A 17,925-nucleotide genomic window follows, 5' to 3' on the forward strand; every position below is an offset into this window, starting at 1 on the left:
CCCCACAGGCTTTTGAAAACCCTGATTATTAATTACTTAGGATCTAAAATCTGATTGATGCGTTGTACGGCATCTTCAAGGTGATACTTCGACATAGGATCTGCAGTTCTAGCAATGGCACCATTAATCTGTGTGCGCAATGTCTTCAATTCTGCTCTTACCATTGGTCTGATATCTGACTGACTAACATCAATAGGTGTACCACCAATAAATGCTCTGAAGTTAGCCGGCACCGGAGCAGGTTCTTCCTTCATTAAATACTCCAGGCGTTCAATATGTGCTCGCTGTAAATTTCTGCGGTAAGCATCGATAGTTCTGCCAGCGGCAAGTTCTGACCAGATTCCATTACGCAGGTCGCTCATCATTTCCAAAGCAGTGTAAGTGCTGTTACCTAAAGCAGCTTCTGCTTCTAGTAAACGCGCTATGCGACTAGGATCTAACAAGTTATTAAGAGAACCAACCTGAGCACTGCGGATGCGATCTAATGAACCTGCATTCTCAATCTTCTTTAAAATGTTTTGATCTAACATCCAGGTAGGTGTTGCAAATGTTTCTTTTTGCAAATAAGTCATGGCCTTCTTTTGAATGTCCTTTGGTACTGGCACAAATACGTTACCAGCTTGCTCGTATGACTTAGGTGTATCATAAACACCACCAATGTTCGCGCGAACGTGTCCGTTGTAACGGTTCCACTGTCCTAACACCTGGCCATATAATTCCTGAAGGTCATCATAGTTTTTACCTTCTTCCTTTGTCCACTCAATTAAGTTGGGGATAATGCGCTTTAAATTTGCAACACCATAAGTGCTGGCTTTCATGGCATCATTTCCTAAATCTTCTGATTGCGAACGTGGGTCTTGTGGGTTACCAGTTTGGCGACCATAGAAGTAAACAGGGTTGTTCGCTTTTTCAAGAATCCACTTATTGAGGATTGCTTTTTCTTCCTGCGAAGTTTTAGCTTCAGGAATATACTTGTATCCCCACATAACAGCATACTTGTCATACTCACCAACATCAGGCATTAAAGAAACACCTTTGTCTTCAGGTTGTGCTATGTAATTGAAACGGGCGTAGTCCATAATAGATGGAGCCGTTCCGCTTTTCTTTGTAAAAGTTGCTGAACGTAAAGAGTCAACAGGGTAAGCAAAGCTTGAACCGAAGTTGTGCGGTAAGCCAAGTGTGTGGCCTACTTCGTGCGAAGACACAAAGCGGATAAGACGACCCATTACTTCATCTTTAAATTTAACACCACGAGCATCAGGGTTGATGGCGGCAGTCTGAATAAAGAACCAGTTACGTAACAAGTTCATTACGTTGTGGTACCATCCAATGTCACTTTCTAAAATTTCACCAGAGCGTGGGTCAGCAACGTGTGGACCATATGCGTTTTGTATGTCAGAAGCGAAATAACGGATAACAGAGTAACGTGCATCTTCAGGGCTCCAATCCGGATCCTCTTCTTTGGTTGGAGCATCTTTAGCAGTAATGGCATTTTTAAAACCAGCACGTTCGAAAGCTGCATTCCAATCTTCAACACCTTGCTTCAAATATGGTCTCCATTTTTCAGGTGTAGCAGGATCGATATAATAAACAATTTGTTTTTTAGGCTCTACCAATTCACCGCGCTTGTAAGCTTCAACATCTTTAGGTTCAAGCCTCCATCTTCTGATGTAAGAAGTAGTTACAGCCTTTTGTGCATCCTGTCCAAAATCAACTTGTGATTGTGCAAAGAAACCTACTCGGTCGTCTGCTAAACGGGGCATCATTGCTTTTTTAGGAAGCAAAATCATTGAGTTGTTCATCTCTAATGAGATAGAACCCACACTAGAATTAGATGGAGCTTCACCAGCTTTGTAAGTAAGTACATGGCGTGCTTCAATGTTGATTGGGAAACTCTTAACGTGTTCAATAAACGTACGTGAGTCGTCAAGTGATGAAACCTTAAATTGTTTTCTACGATTATCATCAAAACCAAGAGCAGGTACATCTTTTGTAAACAAAGCAGTCACTTCAATAACCAAAGATGAGTCTTTACCAATTGCCTTGATGTCGAAAGTTTGAATAATAGGTTCAAAGTTTGAGTTACGTACAGATAAAGACATTGGAGAATTTTCGTCAGCAATGTTACTATAAGACACAACGCGCAATAAAACTTTTTTATCTTTTTTCTGCCAACGCACTACCTGGTTGCGCAAGTTTTCACCGCCATAGCCAATGTTATCAGCAGTTTTAGCAATACGCGTAACCATTAGCATTTCACGGTCCACTAGGGAGTCAGGTATTTCGTAGAAATACTTGCCATCAATATTGTGTACTTTAAACAGGCCGTCATCACTTACCGCTTTGGCTGTAATAACTTTGTCGTATGGCTGAATACCACCTGCATCTTTCTTTTCACCATTGGCAGCAGCAGCCGGTGGTGGCGTAGCAGGACTACCCTTCTTTTTCTTTTGAGCAAGTGCCGGGGCAACTGCAGTCAGCATAAAAGCCGAGAGCAGAAGCGCAGCTCCTACTGTTTTTGTAGAGACTATTTTCATGTTATTTGGATTTTTGATGCAGCAAAGTATTGGCAAAAGAATTCCCCCCGAAACGGTGCAAATACTGATGGTAAAAGTGCCTGATAAGCGGGCGCAGGAGGTAAGCAGAGGGCTAGATTAATCGGTACATCTGCTTTTCTTTGCAAAGAATTATCAAAACAACCAATATGGCAACTATTCGAAGAGGCACTAAAGCAGATTTACCGCAAACACTAGACTTGATTAGGGAATTGGCACTTTATGAAAAAGCCCCACATGAAGTAACAAATACCATTGCCAGAATGGAAGAAGATGGGTTTGGCTCAAATCCTGTTTTTGGTTTTTTTGTTGCAGAAAACAATAGGGGTATCGTTGGTATTTCGGTGTATTATTACCGCTACTCTACCTGGAAAGGCAAGCGATTGTATCTCGAGGATATTGTAGTAACTGAAAAAGAAAGAGGCAGTGGATTAGGTAAATTGCTTTTCGACAGAACCATGCAACAATGTTTAGATGATAATTGCACAGGCATGATGTGGCAAGTACTGGATTGGAATGAACCTGCCATTAATTTTTACAAAAAGTATAAAGCAAAAATGGATTATGAGTGGGTTAACTGTCAATTGGAAGCCTCTCAAATATTGGAGTTGTTAAAAGCTTAAATTGCGATTACACCTTAATCAGTCAGACCGCTTACTACTTCATTTTAAAACGGTCTGACTGATTTTAAAATCGTTAATTGTATGTTGTATAAGATTAAATTCATTTAAAATATTCTTGTCAACCTATAATAATCACTCATCACTTTTCTGAAATTTTCTTTCTGATCTTCATTCTGAAAAAGTAACTGTTGCTGGTTGTTTAAGTTGATAGTTTTTTCAGCCATTATAGCTTCGTAAATAATGGTAGCAAATTCTAAAATATTTTCACGGTTGCGGTCTTTAAGCAAGTATGATTGTCCATCGATAATTAAGTTAACACTATCGTAGGTTTGTGTGGCTTCCAGAAAAAGTAAAGCATCATCAGTCTGTTGATTCAGTACTATCGTTGGTTGCAAGTGAAATTGCAGGGTGTCTTTCGGCCTGGCTTTAAAACGAAAGGCAATGACCATACCATCACCAATCTGTTCACGGTCATAATAAATCATGCGCACATTTTGGAAAAATGTTCGGGTGTCCGCATAGGCCTTAAAACTAAAGCGGTTTCTATCTACCTCTTTTTTCCGATCCAGCTTACAAGCACCAGCTAGAAGCATCAATAAAAAGATATTTAAGGGTATTTTGTTAACACTAAATGTTGCCATAACTTCGTCTTGTTAAATAAACAACTTTATGAGCAAAGGTTTAATCACCACATTAGTTATTGTTGGCATACTGGTTTTAGGCGGCCTCATCTTTTTTATGTGGGGAACAGGCGTTTACGACAGTGCAATAAAGTCACAAGAAGACGTAAAAGGCGCTTGGGCTGATGTTCAGGCCACTTATCAGCGAAGAGCAGATCTTATTCCTAACCTTGTTGCCACTGTAAAAGAGGCTGCAGAGAACGAAAGAGGCATTTTGACACAGGTTACAGAAGCTCGTGCGGGAATTACCAGTGCACAAACGCCTGAGGACCTTGAAGTGGCTGGTCGTAAAATCAATACCGCTATTAATCTGGCGTTTGAGGCCTACCCGCAAATTCGATCCACAGAGAATTTTCAGGATTTACAGGCACAGCTAGAGGGAACTGAAAATAGGATTAATGTGGCGCGACAACGCTACAATGATGCTGTAAAAGTTTATAATTCTTATGTGCGAGGATATTTTAAGAAGCGAGCACTAAGTTTCTTTGGTGAGGGTGAGGATTTTTCTCCCCGTAATGGATTTGAAGCGAGTGAAGGCGCAGATAAAGCTCCGGATGCTGGAGAGCTTTTTAATAAATAAAAATCTTCAAACTCTCTGCTTGCAAATAGAGAGGCCCCACTCGTGTTGAGTGGGGTTTTTTCGTTTTTAGGGAAAGGTAAAAGACCAAAGCTTTTTATAATCGATAAAGCGCGTTATATTTGGTCAGCGTTGGGCGTACCCACTGGTAGTTTTTTAATTTTGCCCTTCTATTTTTTACGCTGTTAAATATTTAAAATGAAAAAAATTCTCTGGTCTACCCTTTTGGTTTGTTTTTTGATGGTAACAATTTTTGCTGTGCAGATAAACAAACAAGTGAGTGCGGAAGTAGAAACCGTACATATTCCATTGATTGAACAGCATCAGCCAGCATTATTATATGGTTTACCAATCGACAACAAAATTGTAATTGAAGAGAAGATTAAAAAGAACGAGTTATTGGGAGATATACTATTCCAATACAATGTGCCCGCTAAACTGGTACATCAGATGGCTTCATTGCCGCGCAATATTTTTGATGTGCGTAAAATAGCACCCAATAAAAAGTACACACTCATCTGCGATCAGGATTCTGTTATGCGTGCCACTGCGCTTGTGTATGAACCTAACGCTATTGACTATGTAATCATGAAATTTGGGGACACACTTACTGTAGATGTTTGCCAAAGAGAAATTAGTATTGTTGAAAAGGGTGTATCAGGTACTATCAGGTCTTCTTTATCACAGACTATCGAAGAGATGGGTATTACACATGAGCTAACCAATAAATTCGTAGATATTTTTGCTTGGGTGGTAGATTTTCAGCGACTGCATGTGGGTGATGAATTTAAAATACTCTTTGAAGAAATTCAGGTGGAAGGACAGACGGTTGGCATAGAAAAAATCAATGGCATATATTTTAAGCATGTAGGCAGCGAGTATTATGCTTATCCATTTGACCAGGGTGAAGGACTTGATTATTTTGATGAAGAAGGAAAAAGTCTTCGCAAGGCCCTATTGAAATATCCGATCGAGTTTACCAGAATCAGTTCCCGTTATAATTTGAAAAGATTCCATCCTGTTCAAAAAAGATTTAAGGCTCACTTGGGCACAGACTTTGCAGCACCAACAGGAACTCCAATCCGTTCAGTTGGCGATGGTCTCATTGAAGAAGCACAATACAAAAGCAATAATGGTAACTACGTAAAAATTCGTCACAACGGAACTTACACTACTCAATACTTGCACATGTCGCGTATTGCACAAGGAGTAAGAGCAGGAACTCGTGTAAAGCAAGGACAAGTGATAGGGTATGTAGGGAGTACAGGTTTGGCGACAGGGCCACATTTATGCTATCGCTTTTGGAGAAATGGCGTACAGGTAGATGCCTTGCGCGTAGAGCTACCTCCTTCCCAACCAATTAAACAAGACAAGCTGGCTGAGTTTAATATCGTAGTGAATACATTAAAGGCCAAACTTGATCAAATCGAATCACCAGATCAGTTAGTGGTTACAACGGCATCGGTTTTTTAACTTTTTCTTTCAACAGAATACAACAAAATCCCACAACTGCCGTCTAATGATGTAGTCCTCAGTTATTCATGCGCCAAGCATTTCTTATTTGCCTCTTAAGCCTTACACAATTAACCTATGCTCAAAAGGTGGGTTTGGTGTTGAGCGGGGGCGGTGCAAAGGGTATAGCTCATATTGGCGTTCTAAAAGCCCTGGAAGAAAATCACATACCTGTAGATTATATTGTAGGAACTTCAATGGGGGGAATAGTAGGTGGTTGCTACGCTGCTGGTATGAGTCCCCAACAAATTGAAGAACTCATCTTATCTCAGGATTTTTTACGTTGGGTAACAGGTCAAACAGATAAAGATAAATATAGCTATTACTTCCGTGAAGAAGATAATCCTGGGTTTATAACCTTAACGCTAACACTTGATTCAGCATTTAATACACAGGTAAATACTAGTCTTGCAAAAGATGTTCTGTTGAACTTTGCCTTGGCTGAGTATATGGCACAAGCAGAAGCTATTGCCAAACAAAACTTTGATAGCCTTTTTATACCATTCCGGGTAATGGCGGCTGATGTTTTTTCTCAAGCACAAATTGTTTTGAAAAAGGGATCACTCAGTAAAGCACTTCGGGCTACACAAACTGTTCCTTTTTTTTATACACCTATTCGTGTAGATGGAAAATACCTCTTTGATGGAGGCGTTTATAATAACTTTCCTGTTGATGTGCTGCAACGTGAATTTGCACCCGATGTAGTAATTGGCAGTAACGTTTCAAGTAAAGTATTTAATGAGTATCCATTTGGCGAAGATGATGAACTACTGGATAACTCCATGCTGTTTATGTTTTTAGATAAGTCAAATCCTGAAGATGTTCCTGAGTCTGGAGTTTATTTGCAACCCAATTTAGATGGATACACTGCAGTTGATTTTAATAAGGCACGCAGCTTAATAGACAGTGGTTATGTGCATACTATGCGCAATATTGATGAGATTAGAAATAAAGTTGTCAGTAGAATTACTGTTGAAGAAGTAGATCAAAAAAGAAAACAATTCTCGAACAGATCCTACCCTTTTGTTTTTGATACCTTGAAGTTTGAGAGTTTTAACTCTAAGCAACAAATTTACCTGAAGCGAGTGTTTGGATTTCCATCTCGCAAGGAACCTGAATTATCAATTGATGAAGTAAGGTCACGCTATCTCAAACTGGTGTCTGAAAATTATTTCAGTAATACCTTTCCCACGATTTCGTTTAATCAACAGCGAAGAAAATTTGAATTAGAATTAACCCGAAGAAGACGGAAGAATTTTCAAGTAGATTTTGGTGGGGTGCTTGCCACACGCGATATCAGCAATATTTTTACAGGTATTAATTTTTATCATTTTGATAAGCAGCTCCTTCATTCGTACATCGGTTTTCAAACCGGAAATTTTTACACCTCAGGTACATTAAGTACACGGATTGATTTTCCTTTTTTTGGGCAGTTTTTTATAGAGCCTCGCTTTGTTTACAACCGCTGGAATTATTCTGCCAGTAATAATTTGCTTCGCGAAGACCGCACAACGCTTTTAAGAAGAGTTGACCGAAGTTATACGCTAAAAGTAGGTTGGCCGGTAAAGGAGAAAGCCAAGTTGATGCTGGAGTTTGGAGGAATGGCAAATAAGGACAACTACATAAATGAGGCAATCTTTAACAACACCAGCACCCTAGATGAATTGAAGCTGGGGGGTATTACAGGTGGTGTGTCTTTATCCGCTAACACACTTGATAAAAAACAATACGCCTCAACTGGAAGAGCTTATTCTATCGCTATTAATTATTACAACTTGAACGAAAATCATAGTCCAGGTTCAAGTAGTGTACGCCTACTTGATTACGAAGCTTCTCACCAATGGCTGAGCGCCAGAGTAAGGGCAGAGAAGTATTTTACTAAGGGTAGAGTAAGACCTGGACTTGTTGTTGAGGCCGCCTATTCCTCAATGCCCCTTCTGGTCAATTATCAAGCAACACTCATAAACGCACCTGCCTATAACCCTTTACCTGACAGTCGTTCGTTATTTTTGGAACGCTTTAGGGCGCTCAGCTACGTGGGTGGTGGAGCTAGAATAGTAGTAGGGCTAACCTCCAAATTGGAATGGAGAACAGAAGCTCATGCTTTTAAGCCTTTTGAATCTTTGGTACAAGGCCCTAACCAACAGGCGCTTATTGATACTGATCTTTTACAGGTTTCTTTGGCAGCTAGTAGTGCCTTTGTATACCACTCACCGATAGGTCCGATCAGCCTTATGCTTAACTATTACGATGACGATGAGAACGAGTTAGGCGTACTTTTTCATGTAGGTTATTTGCTATTTAATAAACCTTCTGCCGAATAAATTAAGCCCTGGCTTTAGTTTTAAACGCCTACTAACATAAGATTCAATTTATACATGTAGGGTCTATCTCACTTTTTGAAAATTTTACCTAAGTTTAACAATTAATTATAGGTAGATAGCCCCGCATGAAAAAATTCTCATTCCTTGTTCTTCTTTCCTTTGTAGGCTTTGTAGGAGCTCAGGCTCAGGTAGTGAAGTGGGCAGATAAAGTTCTCGATTTTTCAACAGAATTAACATCTGGCCAATATGCTGCCCAACAGGCGCTGGGTAAGCCCAATGTAATTAGCGATGCCAGCGGCAGACTTACAGGTGGCCAAAGTCCTAGTGCCTGGACCCCTGATCGCCCAAACCGAAAAGAATTTTTAAAATTAGGTTTCGCTAACCCCATTCAGATACAACAAGTGGCAATTGCCGAATCGCATAACCCTAGCGCTTTATACAGAGTGTTGGCCTATGATGTGGCCGGCAACGAATACGAATTAATGACACTTAACCCACAGGTGGTGCCTTTAAAAAGCAGGATGCTAAATATATTTGTTGAAAAAACCAGTTTTAAAGTAGCTGCCATTAAGCTTGAGTTTGATGGAGCTGCTGTAGGTGAATACTTTGCCATCGATGCAGTAGCCATTTCTGACTCCAAGTATGCCATCATACCTGAAATTTCTAAACCCGAATTATTAGCAGCAGGCCTTTCAGTAGAAGGACTTGACGAAAATGTAAATAGTGAGTACAGCGAATTAAACCCTTTATTATCACCCGATGGTAAAACCCTTTACTTCAGCCGGAAAAACCACCCTGAAAATGTGGGGGGAGTTACTGATAAAGAAGACATCTGGTATTCCGAGTTAGACTCTACCGGACATTGGAAACTGGCTCAAAATCTAACCCCGCTAAATAATCCAGGCCCAAATTTTATCAACTATATAAGCTCAGTAACACCCGATGGAAAATCGGCAATTGTTTTGCTTGGTAATCAGTATAGCGAGAAGGGTAAGATGTTAGCTGGTGTTTCTGTAAGTACAAATGTTGGCGGAAATTGGACAAAACCTGAAGCTCTTAAAATTACTGATGACTACAACTTCAACGAAAAAGTAAACTACTTTATGGCTAACAATAGACGAACACTATTGATGTCGGTAGAGCGTGAAGACTCTGAAGGTGATCGTGATTTATATGTAAGCTTTCAAAACACTGATAGCAGTTGGACAAAGCCTTTAAACCTTGGAAAAAATATTAACACAGCCAGCGAGGAATCTTCCCCTTTCTTAGCTGCGGATGATAAGACTTTATATTTTTCATCTAAAGGTTTTAGTGGTTATGGTGGAAGCGATATCTATATGTCGAAGCGCTTAGATGACACGTGGACATCATGGTCTGAACCTGAAAACCTTGGTCCTGAAATAAACTCACCACAAGAAGATGTGTTCTTCAATATTCCAGCCAATAGTGATTACGCCTACTACTCCAGAGGCATTACAGAAACCAACACAGACATCTATCGTGTGAAGCTACCTATTATGAACTCACCTGAGTTGTGGGTTACTGTAAAAGGAAAACTTATTGACGGCAAAACAGGTTTGCCCATTGCTGCAAAAATTATTTATGAACGCTTGCCCGATGGTGTTGAAGCAGGCATTACTCAAACTAACCCTGCAACAGGCGAATATGAAATTCGTTTGCCTGCCGGTTATCAATACGGAGTGCGCGCTGAAGCAAAAGACCACATGTCTGAAAACCAAAACCTTGATTTACGCGATGTAAAGGGAGATCAGGTACTCGACCATCAGGACTTCAAATTAAAACCGATGCAAGTAGAAACTATTGCGATAGTACCCATTGAAGAGAATGCAAAAATTACATTGAACAATATCTTCTTTGATTTCGATAGTCATGTGTTACGTGAAAATTCTAAACCAGAATTGAATCGCATCGTAAGTATGATGAAAGAACGCAATAGTATGCAGGTAGAAATAGCTGGTCATACAGATTCAAATGGCCCAGATGCCTACAACCTTAAACTCAGCCAACGTAGAGCAAAGTCAGTTAATGAATATTTGGTAAGCCAAGGCATTCAATCTTCACGTATTGTCGTTACATTCTTTGGTGAGGATAATCCTATTGCAGACAATAAAACAAAAGAAGGACAGCGTAAAAACAGACGTGTAGAATTCAAAATTGTTAAACCATGAGTAAGTCTTTTATATTAACAATACTTGTTTTGTGTTTAGTTACAGGCTCAGCGTTGAGTCAGCAACAAGACACTACTACTATATGGGCAGAAGGGCGAGTTTTAAATGCGGAAACAAAAGAGCCGGTCGTTGCCCGCATTATGTATCAAAGCCTGCCCTATGGCAATCGTATGGGATCAGCTACAGCCGCCAATTTTTCTTTCCCTTTGATCGATGGAGATAAGTACTCCATTACTGTGCAGGCTGAAGGTTTTGAGCCTGCCAAATTTTTATTAGATCCAATTGAAGCGAATGTTGGAAAGAAAATCCTCAAAGACATTGAGTTAAAGAAAGGTTCTGCACCACCTGCCCACCCCGTAGGGCACGTTATGCGTTTGGATAACCTCATCTTCCAGCAAGGCAAAGCACGCATTGAGACAATATCTTACGAGGAGTTAGATATATTGGTTGACATGCTTAAGACCAATGCTAAAATGGTTATTCAGTTGGAGGGGCATACAGATTACCTCGGCCCTGCAAAACAAAACCTTGAGCTTTCTGAAAAAAGAGTTGAGGCTGTAAAAAGTTATCTGACTAGTAAGGGTATTACCAAAACTCGTATTAAAACAAAAGCTTTTGGTGGTACACAACCGCTTTCGCGAGATGATACACCTGAAGCTCACACTGCCAACAGACGAGTAGAAGTAAGGGTGTTGCAGAATTAATAGCGATGATTGATTTGAAAATTTGAAAATGAAGGTCAGTCATTAAATGGTTTGTTGGAAAACCAATTTTAGTCAAACCATTATCGCACTATACCTGCGGCAAGTTGTGTAGCATGTTGACGTTGAACAATGTTAAGTTTGTGTAAGAGATCTTTCTTATTATCATCAGCCAGTTCACTTTCGCGAATCGTAACCATAAGCAACAAGCTAAACTCTTCAATTCTTGGAGATGGCTTATATTGTGCAGCCTTAATTAATGTCAAAGTCGCCTCGATAAAGTCTTGCTGGTTGTAGGCTTTAACTGCATTGTTAAAATAAAGCAGCCCGGTTAATTCTTCAAGGGTAACCGCTTCCCAAAGATTAAAACTGAATTCATAGCGAACACCCCCTCTGGTAGTATTCGGCACAACATTATTTCTGTACTCATCCAGACGAGTTTGTATTTTTTCAGAGTTGTCAACAAATCCTTCAACAGGGTCAGTTGTTTCAATTAATATTTCTTCGCCATCTGCTTTAACGATAATAAAAATGTGATGGTTTGTTTCAATAATGGAGTAGTCAATATCAAAATGCTCAAAAAGTAAAGCATACAATGCAGTGCCTGTTAAACAATTATACTTACCAGTAGTGAGCAACTCTCCAAATGAAGATTCTGTTTGAAAATTTTTCAGAAACTTCTGATGGGTTTTATAAAAGATATAACGCACCAAATCTTTTTCATGCTTAAAGGCATGTTTCTTTTTATCGACTTGCTGAAGAAAGGAAGAGAAATTTTTAGGGTTTGCTTTTACGGCCACATCGGTATACAAAAAGCCTAAAAGCGGGTCTGATTTAACTGGATCTGCCCCGGCATAAGCCAAAACAGTTGTTAAAAAAAGTGTCAATATGGTACCCCAACCCCTCATTGTTATCTCAATATTAACAAATTGTTAATAAAAATGTATATAAAACAGAATTATTTAACATGATCTTAATATTCATTCGGCTTAGACGGATTTTGTAACTTTCCATTATGGAAGTAAAGACAGCCACTACCGCTACCTCATCTATTGATCTGGTTTTTAAAAAACAGCAGAAAAAAGCCCAAATTCTGCGTTTATCGCCAATTATTGAGCGCAAAATGCTCCTACAAAACCTTCGAACGTGGGTACGCCAAAACCGGGTAGCCATACAAAAGGCCATGTATGCAGATTTTATGAAGCCCGCTGGCGAGGTAGATGGCGTTGAAATATTTCACGTATTAGGGGAGATCAAACTGGCTTTGCATAAGCTGGATCAATGGGCAGCTCCGAAAAAAATAGATGCACCCATTACTTTCTTAGGAACCAGATCATATGTAAAAGCTGAGCCTAGAGGTGTTTGTTTAATTATTGCACCCTGGAATTATCCCTTTTCACTTGCTGTTGGTCCTTTGGTTTCGGCCCTTGCTGCAGGCAATGCAGTAATTATTAAACCATCAGAAGTTACGCCCAACACGGCTGCCTTAATCAGTCGCATGGCAACAGAACTTTTTGAAGAAGATATGGTAAAAGTAGTGGAGGGAGACGCGACAGTAGCTTCCTACCTCACTTCTCTCCCTTTCGATCACATCTTTTTTACAGGGAGTCCTGCAGTTGGTAAATTAGTGATGAAAGCCGCAGCTGAAAACCTCACCTCAGTTACGCTGGAACTCGGTGGAAAATCCCCCGCAATAGTAAGTGCGTCTGCACGTTTAGAGGATGCCGCTGAGCGCATTGCTGTGGCGAAATTTTTCAATTGTGGTCAAACCTGTATTGCACCCGATTATGTGTTAGTAGAAGAAAAGGTTGCTGAGGCTTTTGTAACCCGCCTGAAAGAAAAAGTAATGGAGCGGTTTAGTCTGAACAACGAACCTTTGCGAGACAGTAAGCATTATACACGTCTGGTAAATCAAAAACACTGGTTACGGATGAATGCTTTGTTGGAAGATGCATTAAGTAAAGGTGCAGTTACAGTTTTTGGTGGAGAAGTAAGAGAAGCGGATAGGTTTTTTCATCCGACTATATTAACAAACGTGAGCAACGATTGTCGTTTGATGGAAGAGGAAATTTTTGGGCCTATTCTCCCTATTGTTACCTACAAAACACTAACACAGGCGTTGCAAGTCATTAATAACAAGCCTAAACCATTGGCTCTTTACATTTTTTCGCAACGTAATGCTGACATAAATCAGGTAATGCAGGCGACCTCTTCTGGGGCGGCTTGTGTTAATGAGTGTGCGGTGCATTTCTTAAACAATCATCTGCCCTTTGGCGGTGTAAACAATAGTGGGACAGGCAGCACACATGGTCATTATGGTTTTATGGCATTTTCGCATTTAAAGCCAGTAATGAAGCAGCGCAATGGTTTTACCTCCATTAAACCACTTTACCCACCTTACACAAAGATGGCAAAGCGTTTGATGGACCTTGTGTTAAAAATGTTTTGATCGTTCATTTAACGTAACAAAGACTTAATCATCGAAACAAAATTTGTTTCGGCTTTTTGCTTTGTATTTTTGTGTTACAAAGTCGTTTAGGATTAACTAAACGATATTGTTTTTGTATTTCCTAAAAACTCAATATAAATCTTTATGAAAAAAGTACTTAAGTGGTCACTGATTGGTGTTGGTTCACTCATCGCATTGATAGTGGTGGCAGCCATGGTTATTCCTATAATTTTTAAGGATGATATAAAGGCAGCCATAGATAAGCAATTGGCTGGCTCAGTTAATGCCGATGTTGTTTTTGACATCGATGATCTAAACATCACCTTGTTTAAAAACTTCCCTAACCTCACGGTAGAAATGGCCAACCTTGGCGTGATGAACCGTGAACCTTTTGCAGGAGAAATACTATTCGCTACCGAAAGTTTTGGGGTAGAAGTTAACCTGGCCGATATTCTATTTGGTGATCAATTAAAAGTAAAGGGTATTTCTATTGTAAGGCCAACAGTAAATATAAAAGTGTTGAAAGATGGTCGTGCTAATTACGATATCGCCATTCCATCTACCGATACCGCAGTGGTGGAAGAGTCTGGCGAAGGTGCTTTTTCTTTTGGTATCGACCATTGGGAAATTGTTGATGCTACTGTTTCTTATGACGATCAGACCATGCCTTACTTGCTAAAGATCAATGGGCTCAATCACAACGGCAGCGGAGATTTCAATCAAGATACCTTCGACTTAAAAACTTATACAAGTGCTGATACCATTACTACAGCCTATGATGGCGTTGAATACCTAACAAACAAACGTGCCGTAATTGATGCCGTGATTCAAATCAGCGAAGATTTTAGCAAATACACATTTAAAGAAAACAGTGTAAAGCTTAACGACTTTGCCATGAGTTTTGACGGCTGGTTTAAGATGAATGAAAATGATTATGGAATGGACCTTACTTTCAAGAGTCCTGAAAATACATTTAAAAGTTTACTTTCACTTGTGCCGGGTATTTACACAGCAGATTTTAAAGGCATTGAAACAAAAGGCGATCTTTCTTTCTCGGGATTAGTTAAAGGAACTTATAGTGAAACCCAAATGCCAGCATTTAATGTGGCTCTATTAGTAAATGACGCCATGTTTAAATATCCTGATTTACCTACAGCAGTCAACAACATTAACCTTGATTTATTAGTAGATAATAAAGACGGAGTAATTGAAAACACCGTGGTGAATTTGAAGAAATTCCACATGGACTTTGGTTCTAACCCTTTTGACGCCAGCTTACTGATTGAAAACTTACGCGACTACAGAATGGAGGCAGATTTATCTGCCAAACTTAACCTGGCCGAGCTTACAACAATGTTTCCTATAGAAGGTTTGGAAATGAAAGGTGTGTATGTTGCTAATATAAAGGCACAAGGTGTCTATGATAGCATTAATAAAACTATACCTACAGTTAATGCCACAATGTCTTTGGATAATGGCTATGTAAAATCCAGTGAGTTTCCTTTACCTATTGAAGATTTGCATTTTACATCCAGCATAAAAAATACTTCTGGTAAAATGGCTGAGACTTTCATTGCTGTAAATGATTTGGCTTTGATACTCGATGGGGAAAAGTTTACTGCAGACATGACTTTACAAAACCTTGATAACTACACTTGGGATGTAAAAGCAAAAGGTGGAATTGATCTTGAAAAGATTACAAAAATATTTCCACTTGAAGGCATGACCCTGGCAGGAAAAGTTCAGGCCGACTTACGCACCCAAGGCAAGATGAGCGACTTGGAAGCTGAGAAGTACGATAAACTACCTACTAGCGGAACGGCTTCATTGAAGAACTTCTCATACGCAGCAGCTGATCTTCCTTATGCAGTTACCATTTCGCAAGCAGGTATGGTTTTCGATCCTAAGAAAATTGAGCTTACTAACACCACCGGTACAATTGGCAAGAGTGATTTCACAGTAAGCGGTGCCATTGCAAATTATCTGGGTTACATGTTTGGCAATAATGAAACCATCAAGGGTAATGTTACTTTCGCATCCAACCTGCTGGATCTAAATGAATTTATGACAGAGACAGAGGAAACAACAACAGTTGAAGACACTGCTTCATTTGGTGTTATTCCTATCCCAGAAAACATCGACTTCCTGCTTCGCTCTAACATCAAAACAGTGAAGATGATGGACTACACCATGACTGAAGCAAAAGGTGACATTACCTTGAAAAACGGAGTCGCGAATTTGCAAGGCATCATTTTTAAAATGCTTGGTGGTTCTTTTGGGGTTGATGGCAGTTACAATGCTAAAGACATCAATCATCCGCAATACGACATGGCTCTTAAAATTGAGAAGCTTTCAATTAAAGAAGCAGCAAATGCATTCTCTATTGTAAAAACGTATGCACCTATAGCCGGTTTGGTTAACGGTGACTTCTCTACAGATTTTAAAATCAATGGAGAACTCACGCAGGAAATGATGCCTAACATGGCAACAGTAAACGGTGCAGGTTTAATAAAGGTGGCACAAGCAGCGCTTACAGGATCGAAATTAGTATCGGGTGTTACATCGCTTACTAAACTGGATAATACTGATGAAGTAACGATGAAGGATGTATTGATGTCTGCTACGATTAAAGATGGTAAGCTAAGTGTGAAACCATTTGATGTAAACTTCGGCAGCTACAAAACTACAGTTGCAGGCAGCACCGGAATGGACGGCACCATCGATTATACACTTAAAATGAATGTACCGGCTAATAAAGTAAGTTCACAGTTAACAAGTTTAACTAACAAATATACAGGCGCTTCAACCGATCCTAACCAACCTGTTCCTGTAACAATAGGCGTTGGTGGTAACTACAGCGACCCAAAAACACGTCTGATCATGGACGAACAAAAAGAGCAGGCCAAAGAAGCAGCAACTGCGGCAGCTAAAGAAGAAGCCACTAAAAAAGTTACTGAGTTAGCGAAAGGAACAGAGGCTGAAAAAATTGTAGGTTCAATACTAGGTGGTGATAAGAAATCAACAGACAGCACACAGACTGCAACACCAAAAGAAGACGCTACTAAAAAAGTGCAAGAAGAAGCGGCTAAAAAAATACAGAACCTGTTGAAGAAAAAGAAAAACTAATCATTACTTACTAAAATAATGAAACCCTGACATTAAAACGTCAGGGTTTTTATTTGATACGGCTTTGGGTGATTGTGTTATATTTACTTAATCAGTAGAGATTGTGAATTATTTGAAAGACTTATAGCGACAACTAACTCAATTTACATATGAAATCTAAATTCATTAAAATACTAATTGCAATAAGTGTTGTAATCAGCTCATGTAATAATGAAATACAGCCTGTAAATAATGACTTGTTGACTTTATCATCATGGACTGCTGAACCAAGCATATTGTTAAACGGAGAGAAGTCTAAACTTATGGAGAACCACATCTTTCATAAAAACGGAACCTATACTCAGCAATTTACCAATCCAACCGGACAAGTTGTAATGAAGACAGAAGGTAAATGGAACTGGACAGAGGATAATGAAATTTATTATCAGATCAATTCAGTTAACGTAAAAGAGACGGAGCATAAGTTAGAAAAGCCACTAGGTTATTATTTACAAATATTGGAAGTTTCTGAGATTACACTTAAAACATTAAGAAGATCTGAGGGTGACGCATGGGATTCTGGCTTTGCCAAAGAGAAAATCTACACACATAGTTAATTTATCTACCCCGCTTCAGCAACACATATTTTTTTATTCTAAAAGTGTGACTTTCGTGACTCATAGTCATTACGAATTCTGAACCAACCTATTTCATAGCCATGAAAAGAATACTCGTTGTCCTAATTGTACTATTCCCTTTAGTAGCCAAAGCACAAAAAATTGCTACAACATTTAAAGATGCTGTTGAAAACAAGGGATTATCCATTGAAAAATTAGACGGAGACTATCAAAGTGCGCTTCACGATGATTCTACCAAGGCCGCCTTTAAAGGTCAGGAAAAAGAGTTTTATGATGCTTATATTTCTTTGCTACGAGACCTAGGTACACACCTCAAAGAAAATAATTTTAAATGGGGTAAGAAGACAAGATGTTTCAACAGGATTTATATAAATAAGGATGGAGGAATTGACTATTTTCTTTTCAATTTCAAGCCAGAAGAAGTGTCAAGCGAAAAAGAAATGGAATTCAGACAACACCTGGAGAGCTTTATACAGACCTATAAATTTCCATTAAGTAACAAAGTTAACTTTGCTCAATGTAGTCCGGTGACCTATTTGGACGAGTGATATACGAACCATCCTGAAACCAGA

At 39.4% G+C, this 17,925-nt stretch carries 14 protein-coding genes; 11 read left to right on the forward strand and 3 right to left on the reverse strand.

Annotated features, from left to right (window positions below; genetic code table 11):
- Positions 1–32 precede the first annotated feature (32 nt).
- On the reverse strand, positions 33–2,537 hold the full coding sequence (locus SanaruYs_RS07335; protein WP_127121870.1) for a zinc-dependent metalloprotease: 2,505 nt from the start codon (positions 2,535–2,537) through the stop codon (positions 33–35).
- Between SanaruYs_RS07335 and SanaruYs_RS20400 the strand changes: the two genes are divergently transcribed.
- Positions 2,536–2,658 carry a hypothetical protein gene (locus tag SanaruYs_RS20400; protein WP_262708666.1) on the forward strand — a complete coding sequence of 41 codons (123 nt, stop codon included), beginning with the start codon at positions 2,536–2,538 and terminating at the stop codon, positions 2,656–2,658. The two genes, SanaruYs_RS07335 and SanaruYs_RS20400, sit on opposite strands and share 2 nt — an antisense overlap.
- 46 nt (positions 2,659–2,704) lie before the next feature.
- Complete coding sequence (locus SanaruYs_RS07340; RefSeq protein ID WP_127121871.1) at positions 2,705–3,178, forward strand: GNAT family N-acetyltransferase; 474 nt, start codon at positions 2,705–2,707, stop codon at positions 3,176–3,178.
- Positions 3,179–3,282: 104 nt separating this feature from the next.
- Here the strand turns inward: SanaruYs_RS07340 and SanaruYs_RS07345 are convergent, their stop codons facing one another.
- On the reverse strand, positions 3,283–3,819 hold the full coding sequence (locus SanaruYs_RS07345; protein ID WP_127121872.1) for a hypothetical protein: 537 nt from the start codon (positions 3,817–3,819) through the stop codon (positions 3,283–3,285).
- 28 nt (positions 3,820–3,847) lie between these two features.
- Between SanaruYs_RS07345 and SanaruYs_RS07350 the strand changes: the two genes are divergently transcribed.
- The 5 genes from SanaruYs_RS07350 (at position 3,848) to SanaruYs_RS07370 (ending at position 11,164) form a co-directional block, all read left to right on the forward strand.
- Complete coding sequence (locus SanaruYs_RS07350) at positions 3,848–4,438, forward strand: LemA family protein (protein WP_127121873.1); 591 nt, start codon at positions 3,848–3,850, stop codon at positions 4,436–4,438.
- Between the two features lie 195 nt (positions 4,439–4,633).
- The gene (locus SanaruYs_RS07355) at positions 4,634–5,908 is read left to right on the forward strand and encodes a M23 family metallopeptidase (protein WP_127121874.1); all 1,275 of its coding nucleotides are present in this window, start codon (positions 4,634–4,636) and stop codon (positions 5,906–5,908) included.
- Positions 5,909–5,976: 68 nt separating this feature from the next.
- On the forward strand, positions 5,977–8,271 hold the full coding sequence (locus SanaruYs_RS07360; RefSeq protein ID WP_127121875.1) for a patatin-like phospholipase family protein: 2,295 nt from the start codon (positions 5,977–5,979) through the stop codon (positions 8,269–8,271).
- Positions 8,272–8,396: 125 nt separating this feature from the next.
- Positions 8,397–10,460, forward strand: a complete 2,064-nt coding sequence (locus tag SanaruYs_RS07365; RefSeq protein ID WP_127121876.1) for an OmpA family protein — start codon at positions 8,397–8,399, stop codon at positions 10,458–10,460.
- Positions 10,457–11,164, forward strand: coding sequence for an OmpA family protein (locus tag SanaruYs_RS07370; RefSeq protein WP_127121877.1), 708 nt, complete (start codon positions 10,457–10,459; stop codon positions 11,162–11,164). The genes SanaruYs_RS07365 and SanaruYs_RS07370 overlap by 4 nt, the downstream gene beginning before the upstream one ends.
- A gap of 80 nt (positions 11,165–11,244) precedes the next feature.
- On the opposite strand, the gene SanaruYs_RS07375 is transcribed toward SanaruYs_RS07370, so the two are convergent.
- The gene (locus SanaruYs_RS07375) at positions 11,245–12,069 is read right to left on the reverse strand and encodes a hypothetical protein (protein ID WP_127121878.1); all 825 of its coding nucleotides are present in this window, start codon (positions 12,067–12,069) and stop codon (positions 11,245–11,247) included.
- A 107-nt stretch (positions 12,070–12,176) separates the two neighbouring features.
- Here SanaruYs_RS07375 and SanaruYs_RS07380 point away from each other — a divergent pair, with 107 nt between their 5' ends.
- The 4 genes from SanaruYs_RS07380 to SanaruYs_RS07395 all read left to right on the forward strand — a co-directional run bounded on the left by SanaruYs_RS07380 (position 12,177) and on the right by SanaruYs_RS07395 (position 17,901).
- Positions 12,177–13,610, forward strand: a complete 1,434-nt coding sequence (locus SanaruYs_RS07380) for an aldehyde dehydrogenase family protein (protein WP_127121879.1) — start codon at positions 12,177–12,179, stop codon at positions 13,608–13,610.
- A gap of 144 nt (positions 13,611–13,754) precedes the next feature.
- Positions 13,755–16,736, forward strand: a complete 2,982-nt coding sequence (locus tag SanaruYs_RS07385; protein ID WP_127121880.1) for an AsmA family protein — start codon at positions 13,755–13,757, stop codon at positions 16,734–16,736.
- Positions 16,737–16,885: 149 nt separating this feature from the next.
- Complete coding sequence (locus SanaruYs_RS07390; RefSeq protein WP_127121881.1) at positions 16,886–17,332, forward strand: hypothetical protein; 447 nt, start codon at positions 16,886–16,888, stop codon at positions 17,330–17,332.
- Positions 17,333–17,433: 101 nt separating this feature from the next.
- Positions 17,434–17,901, forward strand: a complete 468-nt coding sequence (locus SanaruYs_RS07395; RefSeq protein WP_127121882.1) for a hypothetical protein — start codon at positions 17,434–17,436, stop codon at positions 17,899–17,901.
- Positions 17,902–17,925 lie beyond the last annotated feature (24 nt).

The sequence above is a fragment of the Chryseotalea sanaruensis genome (genome assembly GCF_003990915.1).
Classification (GTDB): domain Bacteria; phylum Bacteroidota; class Bacteroidia; order Cytophagales; family Cyclobacteriaceae; genus Chryseotalea; species Chryseotalea sanaruensis.

What these genes read in the sequence shown, in the direction of transcription:
- SanaruYs_RS07385 (WP_127121880.1), top strand. Translation starts at nt 13,755, where the DNA reads ATGAAAAAAGTACTTAAGTGGTCACTGATTGGTGTTGGTTCACTCATC.
- SanaruYs_RS07375 (WP_127121878.1), bottom strand. Translation starts at nt 12,069, where the DNA reads ATGAGGGGTTGGGGTACCATATTGACACTTTTTTTAACAACTGTTTTG.
- SanaruYs_RS07395 (WP_127121882.1), top strand. Translation starts at nt 17,434, where the DNA reads ATGAAAAGAATACTCGTTGTCCTAATTGTACTATTCCCTTTAGTAGCC.
- SanaruYs_RS07350 (WP_127121873.1), top strand. Translation starts at nt 3,848, where the DNA reads ATGAGCAAAGGTTTAATCACCACATTAGTTATTGTTGGCATACTGGTT.
- SanaruYs_RS07380 (WP_127121879.1), top strand. Translation starts at nt 12,177, where the DNA reads ATGGAAGTAAAGACAGCCACTACCGCTACCTCATCTATTGATCTGGTT.
- SanaruYs_RS07345 (WP_127121872.1), bottom strand. Translation starts at nt 3,819, where the DNA reads ATGGCAACATTTAGTGTTAACAAAATACCCTTAAATATCTTTTTATTG.
- SanaruYs_RS07390 (WP_127121881.1), top strand. Translation starts at nt 16,886, where the DNA reads ATGAAATCTAAATTCATTAAAATACTAATTGCAATAAGTGTTGTAATC.
- SanaruYs_RS20400 (WP_262708666.1), top strand. Translation starts at nt 2,536, where the DNA reads ATGTTATTTGGATTTTTGATGCAGCAAAGTATTGGCAAAAGAATTCCC.
- SanaruYs_RS07335 (WP_127121870.1), bottom strand. Translation starts at nt 2,537, where the DNA reads ATGAAAATAGTCTCTACAAAAACAGTAGGAGCTGCGCTTCTGCTCTCG.
- SanaruYs_RS07370 (WP_127121877.1), top strand. Translation starts at nt 10,457, where the DNA reads ATGAGTAAGTCTTTTATATTAACAATACTTGTTTTGTGTTTAGTTACA.
- SanaruYs_RS07340 (WP_127121871.1), top strand. Translation starts at nt 2,705, where the DNA reads ATGGCAACTATTCGAAGAGGCACTAAAGCAGATTTACCGCAAACACTA.
- SanaruYs_RS07365 (WP_127121876.1), top strand. Translation starts at nt 8,397, where the DNA reads ATGAAAAAATTCTCATTCCTTGTTCTTCTTTCCTTTGTAGGCTTTGTA.
- SanaruYs_RS07355 (WP_127121874.1), top strand. Translation starts at nt 4,634, where the DNA reads ATGAAAAAAATTCTCTGGTCTACCCTTTTGGTTTGTTTTTTGATGGTA.
- SanaruYs_RS07360 (WP_127121875.1), top strand. Translation starts at nt 5,977, where the DNA reads ATGCGCCAAGCATTTCTTATTTGCCTCTTAAGCCTTACACAATTAACC.